The 22,918-nt window shown below is 46.2% G+C and carries 27 protein-coding genes and 5 pseudogenes; 3 read left to right on the top strand and 29 right to left on the bottom strand.

Annotated features, from left to right (window positions below; genetic code table 11):
* Positions 1-22: 22 nt before the first annotated feature.
* The 13 genes and pseudogenes from JCM10519_RS26225 to JCM10519_RS26210 form a co-directional block, all read right to left on the bottom strand.
* Positions 23-220 carry a hypothetical protein gene (locus JCM10519_RS26225; RefSeq protein ID WP_347843080.1) on the bottom strand — a complete coding sequence of 66 codons (198 nt, stop codon included), beginning with the start codon at positions 218-220 and terminating at the stop codon, positions 23-25.
* 8 nt (positions 221-228) lie between these two features.
* A complete protein-coding gene (locus tag JCM10519_RS26220; RefSeq protein WP_347843079.1) occupies positions 229-579 on the bottom strand; it encodes an AI-2E family transporter in 351 nt (116 codons plus the stop codon).
* A complete protein-coding gene (locus JCM10519_RS26215) occupies positions 522-1,151 on the bottom strand; it encodes an AI-2E family transporter (protein ID WP_347843078.1) in 630 nt (209 codons plus the stop codon). Before JCM10519_RS26215 ends, JCM10519_RS26220 begins: the two co-directional genes overlap by 58 nt.
* Positions 1,152-1,208: 57 nt before the next feature.
* Positions 1,209-2,260 (bottom strand): annotated as a pseudogene (hisC, locus tag JCM10519_RS04230) (histidinol-phosphate transaminase).
* A pseudogene (locus JCM10519_RS04225) lies at positions 2,260-3,465 on the bottom strand (pyridoxal phosphate-dependent aminotransferase). Before JCM10519_RS04225 ends, hisC begins: the two co-directional pseudogenes overlap by 1 nt.
* An 81-nt stretch (positions 3,466-3,546) precedes the next feature.
* Complete coding sequence (locus JCM10519_RS04220; protein WP_054738064.1) at positions 3,547-4,548, bottom strand: PAS domain-containing protein; 1,002 nt, start codon at positions 4,546-4,548, stop codon at positions 3,547-3,549.
* A gap of 10 nt (positions 4,549-4,558) precedes the next feature.
* The gene (locus JCM10519_RS04215; protein WP_054738063.1) at positions 4,559-4,987 is read right to left on the bottom strand and encodes an EAL domain-containing protein; all 429 of its coding nucleotides are present in this window, start codon (positions 4,985-4,987) and stop codon (positions 4,559-4,561) included.
* Positions 4,968-5,681, bottom strand: coding sequence for an EAL domain-containing protein (locus tag JCM10519_RS04210; RefSeq protein WP_054738062.1), 714 nt, complete (start codon positions 5,679-5,681; stop codon positions 4,968-4,970). Before JCM10519_RS04210 ends, JCM10519_RS04215 begins: the two co-directional genes overlap by 20 nt.
* Entirely contained in the window at positions 5,668-6,153 is a 486-nt protein-coding gene (locus JCM10519_RS04205) for a hypothetical protein (protein WP_054738061.1), read from the bottom strand. Before JCM10519_RS04205 ends, JCM10519_RS04210 begins: the two co-directional genes overlap by 14 nt.
* Before the next feature lie 32 nt (positions 6,154-6,185).
* Positions 6,186-6,521, bottom strand: coding sequence for a hypothetical protein (locus tag JCM10519_RS04200; protein WP_054738060.1), 336 nt, complete (start codon positions 6,519-6,521; stop codon positions 6,186-6,188).
* A 224-nt stretch (positions 6,522-6,745) separates the two neighbouring features.
* Positions 6,746-7,604 (bottom strand): annotated as a pseudogene (dapF, locus tag JCM10519_RS04195) (diaminopimelate epimerase).
* A pseudogene (locus JCM10519_RS04190) lies at positions 7,601-8,349 on the bottom strand (D-alanine--D-alanine ligase). The pseudogenes dapF and JCM10519_RS04190 overlap by 4 nt, the downstream one beginning before the upstream one ends.
* A 17-nt stretch (positions 8,350-8,366) precedes the next feature.
* The gene (locus JCM10519_RS26210; protein ID WP_347843077.1) at positions 8,367-8,621 is read right to left on the bottom strand and encodes a hypothetical protein; all 255 of its coding nucleotides are present in this window, start codon (positions 8,619-8,621) and stop codon (positions 8,367-8,369) included.
* A gap of 144 nt (positions 8,622-8,765) precedes the next feature.
* Between JCM10519_RS26210 and JCM10519_RS04185 the strand changes: the two genes are divergently transcribed.
* Genes JCM10519_RS04185 through JCM10519_RS04175 form a run of 3 tightly spaced genes read left to right on the top strand, consistent with a single transcriptional unit; the run spans position 8,766 to position 10,702 of the window.
* Positions 8,766-9,689 (top strand): AraC family transcriptional regulator, encoded by a 924-nt coding sequence (locus JCM10519_RS04185; RefSeq protein WP_347843076.1) that lies wholly within the window; start codon positions 8,766-8,768, stop codon positions 9,687-9,689.
* Positions 9,690-9,723: 34 nt separating this feature from the next.
* Positions 9,724-10,323 (top strand): DUF4349 domain-containing protein, encoded by a 600-nt coding sequence (locus JCM10519_RS04180; protein ID WP_054738059.1) that lies wholly within the window; start codon positions 9,724-9,726, stop codon positions 10,321-10,323.
* A complete protein-coding gene (locus JCM10519_RS04175; protein ID WP_054738058.1) occupies positions 10,274-10,702 on the top strand; it encodes a DUF4349 domain-containing protein in 429 nt (142 codons plus the stop codon). The genes JCM10519_RS04180 and JCM10519_RS04175 overlap by 50 nt, the downstream gene beginning before the upstream one ends.
* A 91-nt stretch (positions 10,703-10,793) precedes the next feature.
* Here the strand turns inward: JCM10519_RS04175 and JCM10519_RS26205 are convergent, their stop codons facing one another.
* The 16 genes and pseudogenes from JCM10519_RS26205 to JCM10519_RS26185 all read right to left on the bottom strand — a co-directional run bounded on the left by JCM10519_RS26205 (position 10,794) and on the right by JCM10519_RS26185 (position 22,704).
* A complete protein-coding gene (locus tag JCM10519_RS26205) occupies positions 10,794-11,147 on the bottom strand; it encodes an O-antigen polymerase (RefSeq protein WP_347843075.1) in 354 nt (117 codons plus the stop codon).
* Entirely contained in the window at positions 11,087-12,085 is a 999-nt protein-coding gene (locus tag JCM10519_RS04170) for an O-antigen polymerase (RefSeq protein ID WP_347843074.1), read from the bottom strand. Before JCM10519_RS04170 ends, JCM10519_RS26205 begins: the two co-directional genes overlap by 61 nt.
* 98 nt (positions 12,086-12,183) lie before the next feature.
* Positions 12,184-13,899, bottom strand: a complete 1,716-nt coding sequence (ptsP, locus tag JCM10519_RS04165; RefSeq protein WP_054738057.1) for a phosphoenolpyruvate--protein phosphotransferase — start codon at positions 13,897-13,899, stop codon at positions 12,184-12,186.
* Between the two features lie 34 nt (positions 13,900-13,933).
* A pseudogene (locus JCM10519_RS04160) lies at positions 13,934-14,198 on the bottom strand (HPr family phosphocarrier protein).
* A 59-nt stretch (positions 14,199-14,257) separates the two neighbouring features.
* Positions 14,258-14,452, bottom strand: coding sequence for a hypothetical protein (locus JCM10519_RS04155; RefSeq protein WP_054738056.1), 195 nt, complete (start codon positions 14,450-14,452; stop codon positions 14,258-14,260).
* A gap of 32 nt (positions 14,453-14,484) precedes the next feature.
* A complete protein-coding gene (locus JCM10519_RS04150) occupies positions 14,485-15,564 on the bottom strand; it encodes a CdaR family protein (protein WP_054738055.1) in 1,080 nt (359 codons plus the stop codon).
* Complete coding sequence (gene cdaA / locus JCM10519_RS04145) at positions 15,542-16,414, bottom strand: diadenylate cyclase CdaA (protein ID WP_054738190.1); 873 nt, start codon at positions 16,412-16,414, stop codon at positions 15,542-15,544. The genes JCM10519_RS04150 and cdaA overlap by 23 nt, the downstream gene beginning before the upstream one ends.
* Positions 16,415-16,541: 127 nt before the next feature.
* On the bottom strand, positions 16,542-17,066 hold the full coding sequence (locus tag JCM10519_RS26200; RefSeq protein WP_347843073.1) for a hypothetical protein: 525 nt from the start codon (positions 17,064-17,066) through the stop codon (positions 16,542-16,544).
* The gene (locus JCM10519_RS26195) at positions 16,987-17,490 is read right to left on the bottom strand and encodes a hypothetical protein (RefSeq protein ID WP_347843072.1); all 504 of its coding nucleotides are present in this window, start codon (positions 17,488-17,490) and stop codon (positions 16,987-16,989) included. Before JCM10519_RS26195 ends, JCM10519_RS26200 begins: the two co-directional genes overlap by 80 nt.
* Positions 17,487-17,870, bottom strand: coding sequence for a hypothetical protein (locus JCM10519_RS04135; protein ID WP_347843071.1), 384 nt, complete (start codon positions 17,868-17,870; stop codon positions 17,487-17,489). The genes JCM10519_RS26195 and JCM10519_RS04135 overlap by 4 nt, the downstream gene beginning before the upstream one ends.
* Positions 17,871-18,081: 211 nt before the next feature.
* The gene (locus JCM10519_RS04130) at positions 18,082-19,293 is read right to left on the bottom strand and encodes an ABC transporter permease (protein ID WP_054738054.1); all 1,212 of its coding nucleotides are present in this window, start codon (positions 19,291-19,293) and stop codon (positions 18,082-18,084) included.
* A 33-nt stretch (positions 19,294-19,326) separates the two neighbouring features.
* Complete coding sequence (locus tag JCM10519_RS04125) at positions 19,327-20,517, bottom strand: ABC transporter permease (RefSeq protein WP_054738053.1); 1,191 nt, start codon at positions 20,515-20,517, stop codon at positions 19,327-19,329.
* A complete protein-coding gene (locus JCM10519_RS04120; RefSeq protein WP_347843070.1) occupies positions 20,511-21,245 on the bottom strand; it encodes an ABC transporter ATP-binding protein in 735 nt (244 codons plus the stop codon). The genes JCM10519_RS04125 and JCM10519_RS04120 overlap by 7 nt, the downstream gene beginning before the upstream one ends.
* Positions 21,246-21,313: 68 nt before the next feature.
* Positions 21,314-22,249: an efflux RND transporter periplasmic adaptor subunit gene (locus JCM10519_RS04115; RefSeq protein ID WP_347843069.1), complete on the bottom strand. Its 936-nt coding sequence runs from the start codon at positions 22,247-22,249 to the stop codon at positions 21,314-21,316.
* On the bottom strand, positions 22,224-22,547 hold the full coding sequence (locus JCM10519_RS26190) for a biotin/lipoyl-binding protein (protein WP_347843068.1): 324 nt from the start codon (positions 22,545-22,547) through the stop codon (positions 22,224-22,226). The genes JCM10519_RS04115 and JCM10519_RS26190 overlap by 26 nt, the downstream gene beginning before the upstream one ends.
* Positions 22,522-22,704, bottom strand: coding sequence for a hypothetical protein (locus JCM10519_RS26185; protein WP_347843067.1), 183 nt, complete (start codon positions 22,702-22,704; stop codon positions 22,522-22,524). The genes JCM10519_RS26190 and JCM10519_RS26185 overlap by 26 nt, the downstream gene beginning before the upstream one ends.
* Between the last annotated feature and the right edge of the window lie 214 nt (positions 22,705-22,918).

Genomic DNA, 22,918 nt, shown 5'->3' with positions numbered 1-22,918 from the left:
TTTCCTCCATCAATGATAAAATTTAATCCGGTCCCTTGCGGAACGCATTAATATCATGGATCAGTGTTTTTATGCTGCCAATAAAAGAATTAAAGGCCCCGAACTCATACATATTTAAAAACAGCATGCCAACAGGTACTGCCAGAATCATCCCGGCAATCCCGCTTATCTTAAAGCCCAGGTATAAAAACAGCAGCGTCATAAGAGGATCAAGCCCCATAGTGTCGCCTACGATCTTGGCTGAATGACCTGCCTTAAGACCAGGGTCAGAACATAGATAACCAGCAGGCCCACACCAAAGGCATACTCACCTGCAACCAGGCGGATCAATGCCCATGGAATCAGAATAGTACCGGTTCCTAAAATCGGCAGAAAATCAAGAATGGCTATAATAACTGCAAGAAGCAGAGCATAATTCACTCCCAGTACCAGAAATCCCACCGCTAATACGGAGGCAATGACAAACATGATCTTAAACTGGGCAAGAAAATAACCGCCCACAAGACGCCTGGCATCTTTTTTCAGATACTGGTAATATTTGGTTCCTCCATCCGGTATATACCGGCGAAGCACTTCCATAATCCTATCTCTGTCCACAATGAACAGATAGGATGAAAAAAATCGTCACAATGGTATAAACCAGTGCTGCTGGAATGCTCTTTACCATATTTCCCGCCACCGTTACCGTAGGAGAGGCGATTTTCTGAACCATCACATTTAAATATTCGCCCATATGGGTAAAAAAACTGGTTCACAGAGTCCTGAATGTTCTGGGGAAGGAACTGCAAAAGCCCCTCCACTTCCAAAAGCAGCTTCTGGATCTCGATCCAGGCAGCTTCATAATACTTGGGAATATCTCTTGCAAATCCGGCGGTTTCGGAAATAAGCTTGGAAACCAGGAAATAAAGCACCGTTATAATAACCGCAAGCACCGCAACCACGATCAGCACAGAGCTGTGCTTCCTTACGATCTTTAAACGTTTCTCTAAGAAACGCACCAAAGGATTGGCAATCACCGCAATGACCCAGCCAATGACAAAGGGAAGGAAGAAATTTAAAAGCTTCGGTCCCCACACGCATATTAAATATACAAATAAAATCGGTATCACAATATTAAGAATCAGTCTGCAATATTTTCTAACTTGTTCCATTTTAATCACCCGCTTATATGATACTCCCCAAAAGCCTTCCTGACAAATGAATAAATTCTAAAGATATTCTTTCAAAAAACGGTATAACGCCTCCATCTCTTCATCCGTTCCTATGGAAATACGCAGGTAATTGTCAAGCCTTGGCTGCTTAAAATACCGGACAAAAATATTGTTTTCCCGAAGAGCCTTGTATATCTCCTCTGCCCTGCGTTCTCTATGAGTGGCAAAGATAAAGTTTGCCATGGAATCCGGGAAGGAAAAACCCAATTCCCCAAGCCTTTTTTTGGCCTGCTCTCTCGTGTTTATGATCTTTTCCAGGGTTTCCTTAAAATACGTTTCATCTTCAAGGGCTTTTGCACCCAGAACCAGGGAAGGAATATTCATGGTATAGGAATTATAGGAATACTTCACATCGTTTAATGCGCGGATCAGGTCCGGATGCCCGTAAGCACAGCCAATTCTCATTCCTGCCATGGAACGGGATTTGCTGAAGGTCTGCACCACAAGAAGATTTTCATATTTTTCAGTCAGCCTTAATGCACTTTCTCCGCCGAAATCAATATAGGCTTCATCCACAATTATCACTGATTCCTGGTTATGGGCTATGATATCCTCTACTTCAGAAAGAGGCATAAAAAGGCCGGTAGGCGCATTGGGGTTTGGAAATATGATTCCCCCATTTTCCCTGTAATAATCTTCCTTCCGGATACAAAATTCCTCATCAAGGCAGGTGTTTCATATGGAATCCGGAATAAATCCGCCCACACCTTATAAAAGGAATAACTCACATCAGGAAAGAGGACAGGCTTGCCGGAATTAAAAAAGGTCATAAAAGCAACTGCGAGCACATCATCAGAACCTACTCCTACGAAAATCCTGTCCTCTTCCACCTCGTAAGCTTTTGAAAGGGCTTTAACAAGAACTGTGGCTGCCGGATCCGGATATTTGCGAAACAAGCCGCAGTCCATCCGGGCCAAAGCCTGGCTGACGTTTTTAGACGGCGGATATGGGTTTTCGTTGGTATTCAGCTTAATTAACTTTTCTCCCTTGGGCTGCTCTCCCGGCACATAGGGAGCAACCCTGCGGATGTTTGCTTCCCATGGCTTCATTATGCTTCCTCCCCTTTTTCTATCAGGCCATACTCTTCTGCAATTTTCTTAAATGCCGGCAAAGAGCGTTTGATCTGCTCATAGGACACGCAATAAGCGATCCTTACATAGCCCGGACATGCAAAGGAAGTTCCAGGCACCAAAAGCACCCTGTGCTCTTTGCAGAACTGACAGAATTCCTTATCATCCACCGGTGTCTTTACAAATAAGTAAAAGGCTCCCTCCGGCTTGATGCAGTCAAACCCATATTCTTTTAAGCTGTTATAGAGAAGCTCCCGATTCCTGTTATAGGCTTGCAGATTTACCTGTTCATCCACGCAGCGGACGATTACCCGCTGCATAAGGGAAGGCGCGTTGACACAGCCCAGCACGCGGTTGGCAACGGCTGCAGCAGCTATGACCTTTGGAGAATCCTCACTTCATCGGGAATTACCAGATATCCGATCCGTTCCCCAGGCAGGGACAAAGATTTACTGTAAGAATAGCAGACTATTGTATTATGATAAAACGGTGTCACATAGGGAACCTCCACCCCATCATAAGCCAGCTCCCGGTAAGGTTCATCAGAAATCAGCACGATCTGGGTGCCAAGCTCTGTTTCCTTCTTCTTAAGGATGCCTGCGATCTGGCGGAGAGTCTCTGCAGAATAAACTACGCCCGTAGGATTATTGGGAGTATTAATGATCACTGCCTTTGTCCTGGGGGTGATCCGTGTCTCAAACTCCTTTAAATCAGGCTGAAAGCTGGACCTATCGGGAGGTACAACCGTAAGCACGCCGTCATAATTGCGGACATAGGAACCATATTCCATAAAATACGGCGCAAACACCAGCACTTCATCGCCGGGATCCAATATGGTTTTTAATACCACATTCATGCCGCTGGCCGCCCCAACGGTCATAAGAATATTTTCCAGACGAAAATGAGTCCCAAACCGTCTGTTTAAGGACTGGGCAACTGCAGCTCTTGTATCCTCGAATCCTGCATTGCTCATGTATCCATGGATTAAAGTGGTTTCCTCTTCCCTGATAATGTCAAGAATGGCCTGGTTTACCGCCGGCGGAGCCGGTACATTGGGATTTCCAAGGCTGAAATCATAGACATTCTCTCTGCCATACACGGCAGCCATCTTTTTTTCCTTCCTCAAACATGGCACGGATGGCGGAATTGTTTTCTACAAGGGGTCTCATCTTGTCTGCTATCATAATCTTATTCCTTTCCCTGAAGTGATTTTATCTTCGTGCTCTTGCGCTCATTATATCACAGGTGCCGGAAGTGGTCTATTCTTATTTCACGCTTCCCCTGTCTGTAAGCTTCCTGGACTGTACAAGAGCTGATCTTGCCTTATCACGGCAATCTTCAAAATCTTTATCCTGCGCCTCTATTATAGCAAAAGCAGCATTAATCGAGAACAAATGCTCTGTCTCATTTCCCGAAAGTTCCTGGGTCAAAGCTTTCGCCACCCGCTTAAGCTTATGCTCCATATCATTGCTCCGGATATTTTTGCACAGTACCATTGCTTCATATACACCGTTTAAGCAGATGATATCATCTTCTCTGAAAAAGCGTTTCAGGCATTCCACATAAGGGGCAAAAAGGGGCTTTACCGTCTTCCCTCCTCCACATCCTTCTCCCGGTCCCAAAATCTCAAATAAAACCAGGGCCGAAGGCTGGAAGCGGCGGCGCATCACATAGGTCTCCATCATGGAAACAGCAGCATGACGGTCAGGAAGCTTCTCAAAAGAAATATCCCTTCCGGAAAGCTTCAGCATATCTCCCAGAATTTTCTGGGAGTCCTCCAGTTTCTGACGCTGCTCCATCTGTTCCGTGGCATCCCTTACTGCTCCATAGTACAGACGGTGTTCATCCTGCTCCCTCAAAAAGAATACGCGCAAATGTACCCACATCAGTTTCCCGCTTAGGCGGTACTGCCGGAAAATGCCTTCGCCTCCCCGGATTGGGTTGTTGTATGCCTTTTCAAAAATGCTCAAAACCCAGTCCCTGTCATCTATATAAACTCGGTTTAATAAAAACCATCTGTGTTCTTCCATATCAATGGGATTATCCCCTGTAATGTGGTAATATTCCTGATTTACCCGAAGAACCTCGCACTGGTCCTCATACACTTCATACAGGGCGATTGCCCCCAGCATGTTATTTAACATCGCCTCGCTGGTGATGTTTTCATTAAACAGGTCCTCCAGTTTCAGCTGTCCTAACTGGCGGGCCTGGATCCCCCCGTAATCCACCTGATCCTCCTGCATTAAAAGCTGTTCCGCCTCTTCCACGGGAAGCGGCTTATAATAATAATATCCCTGCCCGTAAATACAGCCGATATTTCTTAAAAAAGTCCACCTGGTCCTTTCTTTCGACCCCTTCGGCGATGATCTTCATCTGCATGACCCTTGCCATTCTCACAATGGTCTCTAAAATCCCCATTCCCCGGCTCTGGCTGTTTTCATTCATATCCAGGAATTTGGTGTCGATCTTAATAACATCAACATTGACATCCTTTAGCATGTTAAGAGAAGAATAGCCGCTTCCAAAATCATCCATAAACACCGGGAAGCCTGCCCTGCGCAGATCCTCAAGAACCCTCTGCATCTTATCATCATCCTCTGCATAGGCGCTTTCCGTAATCTCGATTTCCAAGTATCTTGGATCAATCTCGTATCTGCTTACCAGCTCCTTGAATTTTTCCACAACATCAATGGCATAGATGTCCATGCGGGACATATTGATGGAAATGGGAATCAGTTTTTTTCCCGGCCTTTGCCCAGCTGTTTAACTGCCTGCAAACCATCTCCCAGATATAAATGTCCAGATAGGTAATAAACCCGTTCTGCTCTAAAAGCGGTATGAACTCTGCGGGTGAGATAAGCCCCCGAAGCGGATGCCGCCATCTGACCAGGGATTCCAGGCCGATGATCTTGCCTGTAAGCATGTTGCACTGGGGCTGGACGTAAAAAATAAATTCTCTCTTTTCCAGGGCGCTCTGAATTTCTGAGAGAAGGATCTGGTCCTTTTCCATTTTCTGTTTCATGCCAGGATCGTACCAGCCTATTCTCTTGGCATAATTCCCCTTTACGGAGTTTAAGGCGATTGCCGCCCTGTCATACATCATGCTGACCGAAAGCCTCCGGTCCTCAATCCGGTAAACGCCAAAAGCCGGAAGAAATCCTGCATTGCCGCCGTACTGTCTGGCATAATGATTAATCTCACCTTCCAGGTTTTTTAGTATGGAAATGTCTTCCGGAAGGATGATGATAAAGTCATCTCCGCCCATATACCCTGCCAGGGAACCATACAGCAGCTCCAGGGATTTTAAATATTTTCCGATTTTAATCAGGAACCGGTCCCCTTCCTCTTCCCCATACCATTCATTAAAAAGCTTAAAATGCTCAATATCAATGGCCACCATAAAATATCTTGTGCCGGATTGTTTTTTTCAAAAGCTGGTCCGCTTTCTCAAAAAAAGGGCCGTAACGGAAAAGTCCTGTTAAGGAATCCGTTTCTTCCCGCTTCTCCTGAAGCTTTTTCTGGGCTTCCACTTCCTGCTTCTTCCTGCTGTCAATATCCTGGACATAACTCATGATGATTGGATCCGCACAATCCCCGCACCGGAACAAAACGGCAATCACACTGATCCAGCAGTAGTTCCCGCCCACCAGCAGCCTGCGGAATTCACCCTTAATGATCCTTCCGCCTGCATGAAGACGGTCTAACAGGGTAGCCCTGTTCCAGAATGCCAAAAATTCCTCCCTGTCTTCCGGGTGAATTAAAAAATCCGCCGCATCCTGGAACATGGAGTCTAGCTGTCCTTCCAGCTCTGGAATCCTGAATTTATCTTTCTGATGAAACAGGATCCTATAAGAGTTTGTGGCAATGTTCAATTCAAAAAGCTCATCATAAACGGTGTTATCCGTCAGATGATAAAAAAAAGATTCTTATTCTTCTCATCCACCGGCTTGAACATGATGAGCCTGCAGCCTTTGTGTCCAGGCCAGTCAATCATACCAGAGGATACATCCATCCAAAGCTCTGAGGCAGAATTATAAAATATCACATGCCCGGACTTTTCCCCTGTACCCGGACAATCTTTACAGGGTCCCAGTCCTTTCCCAACCCCCTGATAACAGTACATTCCCTCTCTTAAATCCGGATAGTATGACTTAGCCGCTTCATTGAGATAAATGATCCTGTAATCCTGGTCAACTATGTAAATACCGGCTTCACCCGTTTCAGCCGACGTAAGATTCATAAGCCCCCGCCTCTCCTGCATCACATTATCTGCGCACCATATAAATTATTGTAATATTATAGTATGAAAACGCTGTTTCCGTCAACAGGTTCAGACCCACATCATGAAAACAGGAAAATGCAAAAGGCACAACAACCTTCCGTTTGTCTCAGACAAAGCGGTTCCCGCCTGCTTTGAAATAACGGTTGATTGCCGTGCCCATTTTGCCAGCCTGTTATATTTTATTACCTGAGTGCGCGCAGCTGCTCCGTCATCTCATGAGAAAGGGTGAATCTTCCTACGTAACCAACTTCCCCTGTCATCAGCACGCTGCCATCCTTTTCAATTTCCACTTCAAGCACGCCTCCCGGCATGTGTACATACATCTTAGTCCGTAAGCCCCATACGGTATGCCGCACCAGCGGCCGCACAGCCGCTGGTTCCCGAGGCCAGGGTATATCCGGCTCCCCGTTCGTAAATCTCAATTTCAATATTGGTCCTGTCCACAACCTTCAAAAGCTCCGTATTTATTTTTTTCCGGAAATAATCGGCTGTTTCCGAATGCTTTCCGATCCGGCAGGCCAGTTCCTTTGATATATCGTTGAGCCAGATGACGCAGTGAGGATTGCCTATAGAAACACAGGTGACCCGGTAAGGGATGCTTCCAAACATCATGGTTTCATTTAATACCTCTCTCCTTGGCCCTGTTACAGGAATTTCGTCACTGTAAAAGTTTAATTTTCCCATGGATACCTTTATTTTGGTTCCGCTCTCATTTAAGTACTGGATCGTCTGCTGCCCGCTTAATGTATTGACAATAAAGCGGTTTTTCTGCACATATCCGGCATCCTTTAAGTATTTCCCAAAGATCCGGACTCCGTTGCCGCTTAACTCCGCTTCGCTTCCGTCGGGATTTAAAATCTTAAGTTCCAGCTTATCCTGACCAAGGACAGGCCCTACCAAAAGCCCGTCAGACCCTACTCCGAAATTCCGGTTGCAGATTAAGCGGACACTTTCCTCTGTCAGCTCCAATTCATTTTTATTGGGGTCAAAAATCAGATAATCGTTGCCCAGTCCATGATATTTTTCCAACGTGATATTCATGATAAAGCTCCTTTCCCGTGCCTTGCAATATCCTCACATAATTCATAATATGAAATTCCGGCAGCCTTAGCCTCCTGGGGAAGAAGGCTGAAAGGCGTCATTCCCGGCAGTGTATTGGCTCCAGACAGTAAAGGCTGCCATCTTCCTCCATGATGAAATCCACCCTGGAATAATACCCCAGTCCCAAAGCGCCATGGACCTTCAAAGCCATCAGGCTCATGGCCTCCTCCTCGTTCTTTGTCAGCCTTGCCGGACAGATTTCTTCCGTCATGCCTGCCTGATACTTATTTTCATAATCATAAAACCCTGCCTTAGGTATGATCTCAATTGCAGGAAGGGCTTTTTCTCCCAGGATCCCAACAGAAAATTCCCTGCCAGTAATTTTTACTTCCGCCAATATCCGGTCTTCATAGGCAAAGGCAGAACAAAGGGCCTCTTCCCACTGTTCTTCCTTATCCACCATGGCAACACCTACGCTGGATCCGCAGCCGCATGGCTTTACCACACAGGGGAAAGAAAACGGCTCCAAAGGCTCCCCTCTTGTATAAAGGCGCCAATCCGGAGTTGGTATGCCGGAGGCTCTCATCAGGAGCTTTGCCAAAGGCTTATCCATGGCTTTTAAGCACCCTTCGTAACCAGTTCCTGTATAGGAAATGCCATAGGCATCAAAAACGGCCTGCATCTGCCCGTTTTCTCCGGCGCCTCCGTGTAATGCCAGAAATACTACGTCAGCCTGCCTGCAAATTTCAATGACCCGGTTTCCTATATAGCCTTCTCCCTTCCGCTCTTTGGCAGAAGGTCAAGTTTGGGAACCGTTCTTCCGATCTCCCAGGAAAGGTCTGTACCATCTTTAAGGCTTTTAAAACAGACCCCTTCCCCGTCCTCAACTCCCAGGTAAGAATCCAGCAGGTAAACCTCATGTCCATTCCTCATCAATGCGTTTGTGATCATGGCCCCTGAGGATAATGAGACTTCTCTTTCCGGGCTGAAACCGCCCGCTAATACTACTATTTTCATTCTTGTCTTCCTTCTATCCATCCACTTTTGTTTTATATATTTAATTATATACAGCACTATTTATCATTTCCATCAATATAATGCTTTTTTTATTGCAAATTATGTTATATTATAAAAAGCAGTGGGCAGAAAGGATAAGATTAAATGGATAACTACGAAAAGCGGGGATATTTAAACAGCGATTTCCGTCTGTTTCATCTGACCGATACAAAAAAACAGGATTTTGAATACCATTATCATGATTTCGATAAAATCATCATTTTCATCCGGGGATCCGTAACCTACCGGATCGAAGGCTGTGCTTATAAACTGAATCCCTATGACATCATACTGGTCCGCCATAACGATATTCACAAGCCTGACATTGACCCGTCAGTGCCTTATGAAAGGATCATCGTCTATCTTTCCCCAGGATTTTTACTGGCTTACCGGTCTGACAGCTATGATTTGAGCACCTGCTTCCAAAAATCAAAAGAGCTGCATTCCCACGTCCTGCGGATTCATTCCATGGAAAAAAGCGGCCTGTACCGCACATTGTCGAACCTGGAATATGCCTGCACCCATGACGGCTATGCCAGGGATCTGTACTGTCAGGTGGTGTTTCTGGAATTCATGATCCAGTTGAACAGGGCTTCTTTAGCTAACCGGGTACAGTATCTTCCTCCTTCCACCGGTGACCGGCGTATTTTAGGAATTATGGACTATATAAACAGTCACTTGATGGAAGATATAACCGTGGACGCCATTGCAGAATCATGCTATATCAGCCGTTATCACCTGATGCACTTATTCAAAGGGGAGACCGGTTATACTTTGTTTGACTATATCACGGAAAAGCGCCTTCTTTTGGCAAGGGACCTTTTAAAAACCGGAATGCCAGTTACCGAAGCCTGTTTTAGCAGCGGCTTTAAAAACTATTCAACCTTTTTCAGGGCCTATAAAAAAACATTTTCACCTTTCCCCTTCAGAAGCTGTAAAAGAGCATGGAAATATATAAGTTTTTTCTTAAGCTTCTCCGCCTTTGTTGAAATGGTCCAGGCACCATGCTATTCTAAGGATATCACTTGATTCCTAGAAATATGATGATAAAAGGAGGGGTTCAATGAGAAAAAGAAAATGGGGATTCGTCCTGTCTCTTCTGGTAATTCTCTGCCTAAGCGCATGCTCCAATAAGTCCGCAGCAGTGGCTCAGAACGCTGTATCGGATTATGGGCCTGCCATGACTGCAGAGACCAATGTCCCGGTCAGTCCAGACAGCCAGTATGAAAATGGGGAAGAAGAAAAAGCTGTTACATCACTGGCCGGCGAAACCGGAAGCGGCCAGGTGCTTCCGGCCGGAAGGAAACTCATAAGGAACATATCCATGAACGTGGAAACAGATGGATTTGAAACACTGCTTCATAACCTCCAGACCAGGATCACCCAGCTTGGCGGATATGTAGAACAATCCGACATGACAGGCAGCCGCTTAGACAGCCTTGGAAAACCGGTGCCAAGGTATGCCAATATGACCATCCGGATTCCCGTGAACCAGATTGACAGCTTTATAAGCACAGTGGAAACCAATGGCAATATCACCGATAAATCTGAATCCACCCAAGATGTTACGCTGCAGTACAGCGATCTGGAAAGCAGAAAAAAAGTCCCTGGAAGTGGAGCAGGAAAAGCTGTGGGAATTCCTCCAAAAAGCGGAGTCAATTGATACGGTCATCACCCTCCAGCAGCGGCTTTCCGAGATACGCTACCAGTTGGAATCCATGGAATACCAGCTTAAGCTATACGACAATCAGGTGAATTACGGCACGGTTTCCCTAAGCATCTGGGAAGTCACCACATTTACCCCCACTGCCCCGGAATCAGCCGGTACCCGCATAAGAAATGGATTCGCAGGCAATCTTAAGCTTTTTAAGTCCGTCTTGTTAAATCTTACGATCAGTGCCATTACAACCAGTCCATTCTGGCTGCCAATTGCCGCAGCAGCCTCTGCCATTTTCTTTTACCGGCGGCGCAAAAAGAAAAAGCGCCTTGCCATCTCCCCTCCCATGGAGGAAAAGGAGCCTTCCGGCACACCAAGGGCCTGATTTCAATTCATACATAACAAAAAGCTCCCGGAAAAACTGGTGTGCTGCCGTCAAGCAGAACACCAGTTTTTTCCGGGAGCTTTTTATATAGTCAGCCATGTGTTCCATTATTATTCCACGAACAAAAAGCAAACAAAACTCCCGTCATTCCAAAGTAAAACCAGGTGGAAGGATTACTGAACCAGGTGGTGAAAAAGGAAAGAATCATATACATGGCAAACTGGGCATAGAACAGATAGCCAATGGGATTGCGGATACGCTTTACCATCCGCATCAGGAAAAACGCAACTCCACCCAGAATACATCCAAATAACAGGACACCCACAATGCCAAAATCATAAAACGAATCATAAAACAGGGTGACCGTGGTCAATTCCTCTTTTGTCACATAGATGGGGAAATCCACAAGAGCCGGGACAAGGAATTTAAGCCCTGTAAGCGCCATAAGGGAAAGAGCATCCGAAGGCCAAAAGTATGGGACGGAAGCCACTCTACCAGGCAGTTAAAATTGTCGTAATTGTTTGCAATGTACATATAAGGCTGAGTGATGAATATGGGCATCTGGCTGTTTTTCATCTGAAAAATGCCGTTTAAATAGGAAACATCATGGCCTCTTGCAATGGTTAGAATCACATAAATGGGGATCATACCAATCATCAGGCCCACCCCATACGCGATCTTCAGCCTGTGCTCCATAGCAATATAAGTAAGAACCGCCAAACCAACAGACAGGATCAGCTGGAAACGGGACACGCACAAAATCGGAATCATGCATGCAATGACGTCCATAAGCACGGCCAGAATGAGCCTTAAGCCGTTTCTCCCCTGTTCAATGCAAAAATAAAGGACCGACAGCGCAGGCACCAGCACACAGGATACGGTAAAATAGTGAATTCCTGTTATATGAAACGCAGAGTAAGCATGAGGCACTCCTTTCACAAAGAAGGGAACGAACCCCAGCACCACCGCCTCAACAATAAAACCGGCAAGGGATACAAAGGTCACAAAAACCATGGACAGAAAAAGAGGTCTTTCATAGCCCTTAAAACTGAACCAGCTGGAACGCTGTCCTCCTGATTCACCCTGCAGCTTTGCGAAAAATTCAAAGGTGACCCAAAATCCCAGGAATGCTACCAGAAAACAAAGCCACGTAATAATATTCCAGTCAAATGAAAGTTCTGAGAGCTTTAAACAGGCAATGCCTTCCCCTCCTACCCAGAACAGGGAAAACACACCCCTTAAGTGAATGATATTCTCGGTCCGGCCGTAATCCCGCCAGTACAGGAAAAGAGCTGCCAGTATTAAAATAATACCAGACAGCCAGTAAAAGCCTGCTCTTGCAAATAAATAAGACGCTCCATAGCTGATCAGATAAACACTCATCGTAACATATCCCCTTTGGCAAATAATCGAAACGCCGCCTTATATGGAAAAAGCAGCCGCCGCCCTGGCGACAGCCGCATTTCCCCTTTTTCAGTCCACTATATACGGCTAATGAACTCTCTCATATAGTCTTCTACTTCTTTTGCAGTGGAATAGGACATTGCCTGTTCTGCCACTGCCTGCAGTTCCTTTGTGCTGTAACCGGTAATCAGCTTTCTGGCGTTTAAGATAGCAGACGCACTCATGCTGAACTCATTTAAGCCAAATGCCAGAAGCAGGGGAATGAGCATGGGATCGCTTGCAGCCTCCCCGCACATACCGACCATAATCCCTTCTTTCCGCCCGCATTCAATGACATGGCGGATGCTTCTTAAAACCGCAGGATTTAACGGGGAATACAGATAGGATACCTTATCGTTTCCTCTGTCCACAGACATGGTGTACTGGGTTAAGTCATTGGTTCCGATGCTGAAGAAATCAACTTCCTTTGCAAACACATCCGCCATTAAGGAGGCGGCAGCTGTTTCCACCATGATTCCCACTTGTATATCTTTTTTATAGGCAATTCCTTTTTTATCAAATTCCTTTTTAAGCTCTTCAACAAGCGCCTTTGCTTCTCTGAACTCCTCTAAGCAGGTCACCATGGGAACCATGATGCGGATGTTGCCAAAAGCACTGGCTCTTAAAAGAGCCCGCAGCTGAGGCTTGTACACATCTTCCTTCCGGTCCAGGCAGAAACGGATCGCCCTGTATCCCAAAAATGGATTTTCATCCTTTTCAAGGCCCATATATGGAATTTCCTTATCTCCTCCGATATCCAGAGTGCGGATGATCACAGGCTTGCCGTTCATGGCAGCCGCAACCTTCCGATAAGCTTCAAACTGCTCGTCCTCTGTGGGCATTGAGGTACGGTCCATAAACAAAAATTCTGTTCTGAACAATCCGATCCCTTCCCCGTCATAATGAAGGACCTTTTCCACATCCTCAGGCTTTCCGATATTGCCGACCAATTCAATGGCAACCCCATCCTTTGTCACGGTTGGCTTGCCGATGTATTGCTCCAGCTCCTTCTTTTCCTTTAAAAAGGCTTCCTTCTTTGCGGCATATTCTGTCTTTAATGAATCTTCCGGATTCACAATGACAATTCCTTTCGATCCATCTAATATCACATCATCCCCATCGGACACCTGGCTTAAAAATCCCTCAAGGGCAACCACTGCCGGAATCTCCAAAGCTCTGGCAAGAATGGCGCTGTGGGATGTCTTTCCTCCCAGTTCCGTAACAATACCGGTTACCTTGTTCGGATCGATCCCGGCTGTCATGGAAGGCGTTAAATCTCTTGCAATGATCACGCTTCCCTCCGGAAGATCGGAAATATTCACAGAATTTACCCCCATAAGTATCTTCTGCATGCGGGTCTTGATATCATGCATGTCCGTGGCTCTCTGCTGCATGAGCTCATCTCCCATGGATGCGAACATATTGGCATAGGAATTGCATACATTTTCAATGGCATATTCGCTGTTGACATTCTCCCCTGTGATAGAATTCTCAATCTCACCTGTCAACATTGGATCGGAAAGGAGCAGCAGATGACCGTTTAAAATCTCCGCTTCCTTTTCTCCCACTTTTGTTGCCAGATCCTGTGCCAAAAGGCCGGTCTCTTCCATAGCCTGCTTGACTGCCGCCTGAAAGCGGGCCTTTTCAGCCTCCGGATCTGTTATTTCCTCTCTCGTGATCTTAAGCTCTGCTTCTTCTACGTTAACGGCCTTCCCAATACCGATTCCCGCAGATGCACTTGTTCCTTTAAACATAATTAGCCTCCTTATTAATTATTAGATAATTAATCTATTCGCCAAGACCGTCTTCAACAGCCTTGACCATGGTCGCCAGAGCCTCCTCCTCATCTGCTCCCTCACAGACAAAAGTAATCTCATCCCCGCTTTTTACGCAGGCACCCAATACGCTAAGCACGCTTTTCGCATTGGCAGTGGTGTTTTTTAAATTGAAAACTCACCGAAGAATTAAAGTTCATGGCTTCCTTACAAAGAATCCCTGCCGGCCTTAAGTGCAGGCCGGTAGGATTCTTTATAACAACTTTAGCACTGACCATACTGAATTTCCTCCCTCCATTCTTCCATCATTTTCCCTTTTGGGAAAAGAAAGACTTTATCATTGCGACTCAGGAACTTCCGCAGAAGTGGCTGTGGTGCTGCTTTCAACCGTTCCGGGACCCGGATCTTTATGGGCAACCATCACATTGAAAGGCGTATAACCAACCACCTCAAACCCTGCCGAAACCTCAAATGTCACCATTCCGGGATGGGGGCCAGCCTCCTGGTCCGATACGTCGAGAACTGCATTCAAGTTCTTTTCTGTCAGGGCGTCTAAATCTTCCTTCAGCCTTTTACCGTAACATCAGAAGTTTCTTTATCAAAACTGTAATCGTAATCAGCTTCTGCACCCTTCTTATCCAGATTCTTCAAATTCAAAGTGAATACTCTGGTAGTCAGTGGTTCTACCTTCAGCTTCACGGTTACATTCTTATATTCATCCCCTGCAACAGAGGTGCTTGGCGGCAGATACTGGCTTAGATCCAGCTGAACCACCTTGTCAGAAGTGGCGCCGTCAATATTCAGCTTATCCGAGGAAACAGACAAGCTGGTCAGGGTGGCAAGAACTGACTTGGTGCCTACCACCGGTACGGATTTGATGCTGCATTCCAGTCCCGTATACCGGTATCCTTTTGCCACTTCTCCTGAAACCTCAAAGTTGATGGAAAGATTCTTAGCCTTCAGCACGGATACATTATATTCGATCTCGTGCCTGTTGACAGTTACTTTATTTGCCATGTCCGGCATCTCGTTGCCGTTGGCATCGTAAAAGACCGGAGAGGCCACGGCATTGATATCCGCATTGGCATTATCCACATTGATCTCTATTCCCATATGGTTGATCTGGCCGATCTGGGACTCAGGGCCTTCCACAGTCACAGAATCCGGCAGCAGTGTGACCATGCCCAGGGCATAGCCTTCCTCCGGGGCTCCTTTTATCCGGAACTGAAGATCAAACTTCTTGCGCTGAAGCTCTTCCGTATCGATCCGGATCACCATTGGCTTAGCCGTAATGGTGTCGCCCTTGACCAGGTTTTCCTTATCTCTATTAATCTCCACGGTGATGGGAATTGCTCCTGTCACGTTGTAATCCTTTAAATCAACATAGGCATGAAAGTCCGAGGCCTTCACCAGGGAACGGTCTCTTGTTCTCACCTGGTAGCTGACTGTCACCGTATCCTTTCCCACAATTTCATAGGTCAAATTGGCAGCCTCCAGCACGTCCTCATTGCGCACTTCTATCGCAACCACCTGGGAATCGTCAATAATGGGATTGGAAATGTTGACAACTGCCATCCATACTGCAAAGGCAAGCACCAGGGACGCAACCTTCAGTCCAAGATTATTTAACAGCTTTTCCTTCATTCTTCCGCCTTCCCTTCAAAATCCTGAATCTGCTTCCTTCCTCTGCCTCCCGTTTTACACCTGCAAGGACTGACCGGAGCATATCCGCATCCGCGATCCGTTTAAGGCCGCCTTCCAAAGCCACAGTCACACGCCCGGTTTCTTCCGATACCACAATGGTAATGCTGTCGCTGACTTCGCTGACGCCTACTGCGGCCCTGTGCCTTGTACCCAGGTCCTTGCTGATGGACATATTATCGGACAGAGGCAGGTAGCAGGTAGCCGCTGCCACACGATTCCCCCGAATTACCACCGCTCCGTCGTGCAGCGGCGTATTATGCTCAAAAATATTGATAAGAAGCTGGCTGCTGACAACTCCTCCTACTTCTATTCCGGTACGCTCGATCTCTTTTAAAGAGTCTCCCCGTTCAATTACCATGAGCGCTCCGGTCTTGACCCTTGCCATCTCAAAAGTAGCCTTCACCAGCTCATTGATCGTTTTATCCGTAAAACTGGAATTGTCCCTGCCATCATCAAAGGTCAGGATCCCTGTAAAGGGATTCTTGCTTCCCAGTTGCTCTAAAGCCTTTCGAAGTTCAGGCTGGAAGATCACAATCGCCATGGTCACTGCCGGTGTAGCGATTTTATTGAGAATCCAAAAAATATTATCCAGCCGGAATACATATGCAAAGACATAGAAAACAAGGATCACGATGATTCCCTTTAAAAGCGTCCATGCCCTTGTATTCATGATCCAGGTCAGCAGTTCATACAGCAGAACGGCTATAATAATAATTTCAACTAAATTTGTTTTCGATATCCTGGGCAGGAAAGATACCCAGGAGTACATTCCGTCTAAAAAATCTGCTATTGTCTCCACCTCCCTTTTATCTTTACCTTATTATTGCCTATGCGAACCGGGCAGGATCCCTCCCAGCCTTAGAGCCCGCCCCGCTTTATCGGGCACCGGGTGTAAAAATATGCCCGTAAGGTGCTTCCTACCTCTGCGGCCTTTGGAGCTTTCTGGCATTGATTTTCTGAACTTTCACATCAGGCGCGCTGACTGTCAGCTTTGGAACGGCCTTGACATAGTAATAATAATCATCATCTTCAAATTGTACGTATTCTGTCCGGGAATAATCCACTGCAAAGACAAAAAATATATAAATTCCTGCAATCACAATGGAAATCAGGATTCCTGCCAGAAGCCCGATAACCGACACCGATACATCCGCAGCAATATCTCCGATAAAAATTACGCCCAGCTGGGCAATGGTGCCTGCCACAATGGCAATGATCCAGGAGTAATCCACAGATAAGCTCCGGGTGACCGCCACCACCACAAGAGAAAGGGCAAACGCCGTAACCATCACAAGCATCAGCTTATTGGACATCAGGCTCTTCATAAGCTGCATGAATTTCACCACCTCGTCCACCGACATATCATTGGTCAGGACTCCTGCATTCTGCTTTACATATAAAAGCGCATAATAAATAAATACACCGCAGCTTACCGGTATCACAGACACAACGCTCCCTGACAGCCCTACGATCAGCGGGATCGCATAAGGGATTTTTAAAAGAAAAAAATACAGGGGTCAGCACCAGCAGATAGCTGTCACCCGGCTGGAATCCATAATAAAGAAGTCCTACCACCAAAATAAAAACAGCCATGACCAGAGTGATTTCAATGGAAATTCCCGAAAGATGGACAAGCATAAAGCTTGCCGCCAGAAAGGAGATGGCTCCATAGGGCAAAAAGGAGCACACCAGAGCCAGCACCAGTGGAATATAGCCTGCCGTCAGCTTTGACATAAAACCGATATTTTTATTCATCAGGGCAAATGCCAGAAGGCTGAATATAAACTTGATCACAGGCGTTATATAAATCTCAAACCTGGCATAAAACTCTTTCAATCGTTCTTTAAATACAAGAAGGCCCATCATGATGTCCGTCCTCCCTTTGTTCTTTTTAAAGGTCTTGTATTTCCCTCGTACCGCTTGTCCAGCCGTTTTAGTTTGGCCAAATATACTTTTGTTCCACGGCTGGCATATTCGTACTTCTTCATATATATAGCAGCGCTGATTCCCAGGTAAATTACCAGTCCGATGAGATAAATTATTCCAATCCGCAATCCGGCTGCCGTCAGGCCCTTTAACTCCATGGTATTCATCCATCGTTCCATATCATATAATCCCCATAAAGCCAGACATAAAACAAAACTCAGCGTATAGCTGAAAAAAAGAGCGGATAAGCTTACTACTGATGTAATCGCTTTTAAAGTACCGGTTAATGGGAAATATCCTTTTTCCTTCGTGTTTTTCAAACATTGCAAGGCTTGTCATGATCTTTATTTTCTCTTCACTAAGCATACAGTTTCCTCACTAAACCATAAGATATCACCCTATTATAGCATAGAACCTTTTACTTGGCGAGTATAATACGGAATTTTTATTTTTTTATAGTATTCCAGGATAAAAATCCGTAAAACGCAATTTCCTGGAAAAGAAAGAGCGCAGCGGGTCTGCTGCGCTCTTTTATTCATACCTCAGGGCGTCAATAGGATCTGCCTTTGCCGCCTTGGAGCCGGATAAATGCCAAAAAAACAAGCCTACCAAAGCCGAAAATCCTACCGCCACCAGGATGACCGCCGGCTTTATGACCACCTTCATGCCAAACAGCGCTCCTCCAGCCAGCACTAGACCTCCGCCTGACGCAACGCCCAGGATTCCTCCCAGGGCGGAAAGAATGGCTGATTCCGTTAAAAACTGGATTAAGACATCCCTTGTTTTAGCGCCTAAAGCCTTACGGATGCCGATTTCCCGGGTCCGCTCCGTAACGGATACCAGCATGATGTTCATGATTCCGATTCCGCCAACTAAAAGAGAGATGGCTGCGATTCCTCCCACAGCAGCAGATAAGCCGCCCATGATTGCATCCGCACTTCCCATTTCACTTGACACAGAATAGAAGGTGACATCCTCCTTGTTCCGTTTCTTGGTCTTTGCAAGGTAGGAAGTCATCATGTCAGAAAACCCTTTCATATCAGTTCCTTCTTTTGCATAGAGACGAATACCGTAAATGTTGTCATTGGGCCAGGTCAATAAGGAATCCGGCACATATCCAGCCCTGGTAGCACTGGTTCCCGCCATCATCGCCTCAAAAGGATTCTGGTCTGCCCTGTAGACTCCAACTACATTGTAATCGTCCGTATTGCCATAAATGGTGGTGCGGAACGACTTTCCAATGCAATTTTCCGTGCCGAAAAGATCCTTTGCCCCCTTTGCCTCCAGTACAACGTTGTTCTTTCTTCCTTTTACATCGGCTTCGTTTAAATTACGTCCGTAGATCATATTGATCTTCTGGACCTGGGGATAATTGGAAAGAATTCCTTCAAACTGGTATTTGACCTTATTGCGTCCAAAAACGGCTTCTGCATTTGTTGAAGCATTGCTGTCAATGTAGCTGATTTCGTCTCCGAACACCTCTTTCAGCCGGTCCAGTTCATCAAGGGTAAAGTAATCGCTTTCCCTCATATCTTCTCCGTCCTTTGGCCAGACGTAGACATAGGCCAGGGTTACTCCTGCATTTTTATAAAGATCGGATACCATAAACCGCATGGTATCACCAATGGACACGATGGCAATGACAGACCCAATGCCTATGATGATCCCAAGCATGGTCAGAAAGGACCGCATCTTATTTGCCTTAATGGCGTGAATCGCCATATTCATATTTTCAAGCAGCATGATGTTTTCCCCTCCTATTCATACCTTAAAGCTTCAATAGGGTCTTTTTTTCGCTGCTTTGGAAGCCGGATAAAGACCAAAGAAAATACCAACAAGAGCCGAGAAACCAACTGCCAGGAACACCACAGAGGGTCTGATGACCACGGTCATCTGAAAGGCAGCTCCCCCTGCTTTCACAAGGGCCACTCCAAGAACGATGCCGATAATCCCTCCACAGGCCGACATAAAAGCGGATTCCGTCAAAAACTGGATCATGATGTCTCTTGTCCTCGCGCCCAGGGCCTTCCGAATTCCGATCTCCCTGGTCCGCTCCGTAACAGAGACCATCATAATATTCATGATTCCGATTCCGCCTACCAGCAAAGAGATGGCGGCAATTCCACCCACGGCTGCCGCCATGGCGGAAAGGCTGGTATCCACGGTCCCCATTTGTTCTACCACTGACATGGTCCGGATCTCTGATTCCGGACGGCCCTTTAATTTTGCCACGTACCGGGTAAGTTCTGCTAAGAATGCTTTCATGTCCACTCCGTCCCGGACGTAAAAATTAAGACCTGAAAAGTAATCATTGGATTTTGTAAGGACCGTATATGGCAGAAACCCTGACTGAGTCTGCCCGTTTCCCATAAGCATGGCCATCATGGGTGAGATATCCTTATGATAGACTCCCACAACCATGTATTCCTGGGTATTCTTATTTATGGTCATTCGGAAGGTCCTGCCCACGCAGTCAGCCGTACCGAACAGCTGTATTGCCCCTTTATCCTCCAGAACCACGTGATTTGCAGCTCCTTTTACATCCGCCTTATTGAGGGCCCTGCCGTAAATAATATCTAATGGCTGCACTTCCGTATAATTGGAATCAATTCCCTGGAACTGATACTTTACCTTTTTGCGCCCATTGACGGCCTCTGCATCGGCGCTGGCATCGCTGTCAATATACTGGATCTTATCCTGGTACACTTCCCTGACCCGGTCCATTTCATCTCTGGTAAAATAATCCGACATGCGGAAATCTGTTACTTCCCAGGATACCATGATAACGGCCCGGTTATAGCCCACATCCTTATAGGCATCGGTAAATAAGTTTCTCATGCTGTCTCCCACAGATACAATCGCGATCACAGCTCCAATGCCAATGATGATTCCCAGCATGGTCAAAAAGGATCTCATCTTATTAGACCGTATGGCGTGAAGCGCCATACTCATATTTTCTATCAGCATGGCGCCTCCTCTTTCTCCATTGTTACGTCTTCTTCCTGTACCTGATCTGGGGGAACATTAGGCAGATCGCTGACCAGCTCTCCATCCCGGAACCGTATGATCCGCCCTGCAAATGCCGCAATATTCTCTTCATGGGTTACCAGCACCACAGTGGCACCTTCCCTGTGAAGCTGGGAGAACAGCTCCATGATCTCTACCGAAGATGCGGTATCCAGATTACCCGTAGGTTCGTCAGCCATGATCAGAGGAGGCTCATTAGCCAGTGCCCTGGCAATGGCCACTCTCTGCCGCTGTCCGCCGGATAGTTCATTGGGCATATGTTCATACCGTTTTCCAAGCCCTACCCGTTCCAAAAGACTTAAGGCACGCTCTTCCCTTGTTTTTCTGGAAATATGGGCATAGGTCATGGGAAGCTCCACATTCTTTAATGCAGAAGTCCTGGAAATCAGGTTAAAGGACTGGAATACAAATCCTATCTTGCGGTTCCTGATCGCCGATAAGTCATCAGCAGAAAGCTCTGCCGTATCAATGCCGTCAAGATAATAATGACCCATGGTGGGCCGGTCCAGGCAGCCTAAGATATTCATAAGCGTTGATTTTCCAGAGCCTGACTGACCCATGATGGCTACAAATTCTCCTCGTTTAATGGTTAAGTTTATCCGCTTTAACCCCAGCACCTTAATGGAGCCGGTATCGTAAACCTTCACCACATCCACCAGCTTTATCAAATCTTCCTGATATTCTCTGTCACACAGGCGGGAAGCTTATCTTTCTTTTTCCACATACTGCCTCCCTCTTACTGAACGGTTGGAATCACGGTTACTGTCATTCCTTCTGTAAGCATAGAAGACGGAGCGTCGATCACCTGCAGCCCTTCTGTTAAGGCCCCTTCTTCCTCTGGAATGATTTCCGCCTGAATGTCACTTTCCACTCCGGTCTTCACCGGAATGAATGTTACGATATTATCCTTTACACAAGCAATGGCCGTGCTTCCATCCGGCTGCTGGATAACAGCGGAAATCGGAACAACCCATACATTCTCCGCCTTTTGCAGTTCAATCTTTGCCTTGGCGGTAATGCCTGCGATCAGTTTGGTGTTCTGGTCTATAATCCGTATGGTGGTAGGAATGACTCTTTCCGTGGAACCATTTCCCTTCTCCTCTCCGGTTGGAGAAATGACGGTCACCTCGCCTCTTGCGGTTTCACCGTTTAAAATATCAGCACTGATTTCCACCGGCTGTCCGATGGCAACCTTTCCGATGGAATACTCGCTTACATTGATCCTCATCTCCAGCACATCCAGATTATTGATGATAAACATTGGTTTATCATCATCGGTTTTATCCGCAAAACGGCCCACCTTGCAGTTGACCCTTACAACGGTTCCTGCAATAGGGCTGATAACCTTTGTATTATTAAGTGCTTCCTTCTTCTGTTCCAGTTCAAAAGCCTCTTTTTCGATCTGCAGGGCATAGGACTCATTTGCCACAGGTCTTCCGTTCTTTAACGTGTATGTACTTATTTCCCTCTGAGCGTCATTCATGGTATTAGAAGCAGTTTCGAGCTCCACCTGGGAAGCACTTCCTCCCTGGAAAAGAGCCAGTGTCCGGTTATAATTGGACTTTGCTGTATCAAAATCCTGCTTTGCCTTTGCATATCCGTTCTCAGCCTCCAGCTGCTTATCCTGATAGGTGCTGACAGCCAGATCATAGGCATTTTGGGCAATGTCCACTTCCTTTTTTTGCATCCTTGTCATCAAGCATTGCCAAAACCTGTCCTTTTTCCACCTTATCCCCTTCCTTTACCGGAAGCTCCAGGATCTCCGCATGAAGGTTGGAAACAACTTCCACGCTGTCTGTTCCCTGGACAGGGCCGCTGACCGAAAGCATTTCAACCACCTCTCCCTTTGCCAGAGGGGAAACAGTTACCGGCAAAGCTGCGCTGCCGCCTCCTGCCAGAACTTTAATGGCAATAAAAAGGCCCCAATGGCCGACGCTCCAATGGTTATGATCTTCCTCTTCCTGCTCCATTTTTTTCCGAGGGCCTTTTTTCTTCTTTTTTTCCGCCCTTTTCCTCTTTCATCAGGCTTTGCAGCTCTTTGTCAAACGTTTCATCAGACATTGGCTCCATTGGCTCCATTTCCGCCGCTCCGCCTGTTTCTTCCACATTGCGCTTAAATCTATTCATGCACGTGTCCCTCCTGTACTTGGTGCCACTTCTTTTTTTCTTTCTATTATAACGGGCTGATATAACTTTTTTTTAAGTATAAAATTCTTATAAATTTCTAAACTTTTCTATTTTATGGTGTTTTTTATGATAATGGCGCCATAAATAAAGCCTTTTTGGTAATTTTCGATACAATCCCCGGCTGCTGCATAGAAGAAATAAACGGATATTTTTC

It is taken from the genome of Clostridium sp. NkU-1 (assembly GCA_001312405.1).
The sequence above is the reverse complement of the archived record's forward strand: the minus strand, read 5'-3'. Positions and strand labels throughout refer to the sequence as shown.

What these genes read in the sequence shown, in the direction of transcription:
- JCM10519_RS26225 (WP_347843080.1), bottom strand. Translation starts at nt 220, where the DNA reads ATGGGGCTTGATCCTCTTATGACGCTGCTGTTTTTATACCTGGGCTTT.
- JCM10519_RS26220 (WP_347843079.1), bottom strand. Translation starts at nt 579, where the DNA reads ATGGAAGTGCTTCGCCGGTATATACCGGATGGAGGAACCAAATATTAC.
- JCM10519_RS26215 (WP_347843078.1), bottom strand. Translation starts at nt 1,151, where the DNA reads ATGGAACAAGTTAGAAAATATTGCAGACTGATTCTTAATATTGTGATA.
- JCM10519_RS04215 (WP_054738063.1), bottom strand. Translation starts at nt 4,987, where the DNA reads ATGGACATCTATGCCATTGATGTTGTGGAAAAATTCAAGGAGCTGGTA.
- JCM10519_RS04210 (WP_054738062.1), bottom strand. Translation starts at nt 5,681, where the DNA reads ATGGTGGCCATTGATATTGAGCATTTTAAGCTTTTTAATGAATGGTAT.
- JCM10519_RS04200 (WP_054738060.1), bottom strand. Translation starts at nt 6,521, where the DNA reads ATGAATCTTACGTCGGCTGAAACGGGTGAAGCCGGTATTTACATAGTT.
- JCM10519_RS26210 (WP_347843077.1), bottom strand. Translation starts at nt 8,621, where the DNA reads ATGAAAATAGTAGTATTAGCGGGCGGTTTCAGCCCGGAAAGAGAAGTC.
- JCM10519_RS04185 (WP_347843076.1), top strand. Translation starts at nt 8,766, where the DNA reads ATGGATAACTACGAAAAGCGGGGATATTTAAACAGCGATTTCCGTCTG.
- JCM10519_RS04180 (WP_054738059.1), top strand. Translation starts at nt 9,724, where the DNA reads ATGAGAAAAAGAAAATGGGGATTCGTCCTGTCTCTTCTGGTAATTCTC.
- JCM10519_RS26205 (WP_347843075.1), bottom strand. Translation starts at nt 11,147, where the DNA reads ATGGCGCTTACAGGGCTTAAATTCCTTGTCCCGGCTCTTGTGGATTTC.
- JCM10519_RS04170 (WP_347843074.1), bottom strand. Translation starts at nt 12,085, where the DNA reads ATGAGTGTTTATCTGATCAGCTATGGAGCGTCTTATTTATTTGCAAGA.
- ptsP (WP_054738057.1), bottom strand. Translation starts at nt 13,899, where the DNA reads ATGTTTAAAGGAACAAGTGCATCTGCGGGAATCGGTATTGGGAAGGCC.
- JCM10519_RS04150 (WP_054738055.1), bottom strand. Translation starts at nt 15,564, where the DNA reads ATGAAGGAAAAGCTGTTAAATAATCTTGGACTGAAGGTTGCGTCCCTG.
- JCM10519_RS26195 (WP_347843072.1), bottom strand. Translation starts at nt 17,490, where the DNA reads ATGATGGGCCTTCTTGTATTTAAAGAACGATTGAAAGAGTTTTATGCC.
- JCM10519_RS04130 (WP_054738054.1), bottom strand. Translation starts at nt 19,293, where the DNA reads ATGCTGCTTGAAAATATGAATATGGCGATTCACGCCATTAAGGCAAAT.
- JCM10519_RS04125 (WP_054738053.1), bottom strand. Translation starts at nt 20,517, where the DNA reads ATGCTGATAGAAAATATGAGTATGGCGCTTCACGCCATACGGTCTAAT.
- JCM10519_RS26190 (WP_347843068.1), bottom strand. Translation starts at nt 22,547, where the DNA reads ATGGAGCAGGAAGAGGAAGATCATAACCATTGGAGCGTCGGCCATTGG.
- JCM10519_RS26185 (WP_347843067.1), bottom strand. Translation starts at nt 22,704, where the DNA reads ATGAATAGATTTAAGCGCAATGTGGAAGAAACAGGCGGAGCGGCGGAA.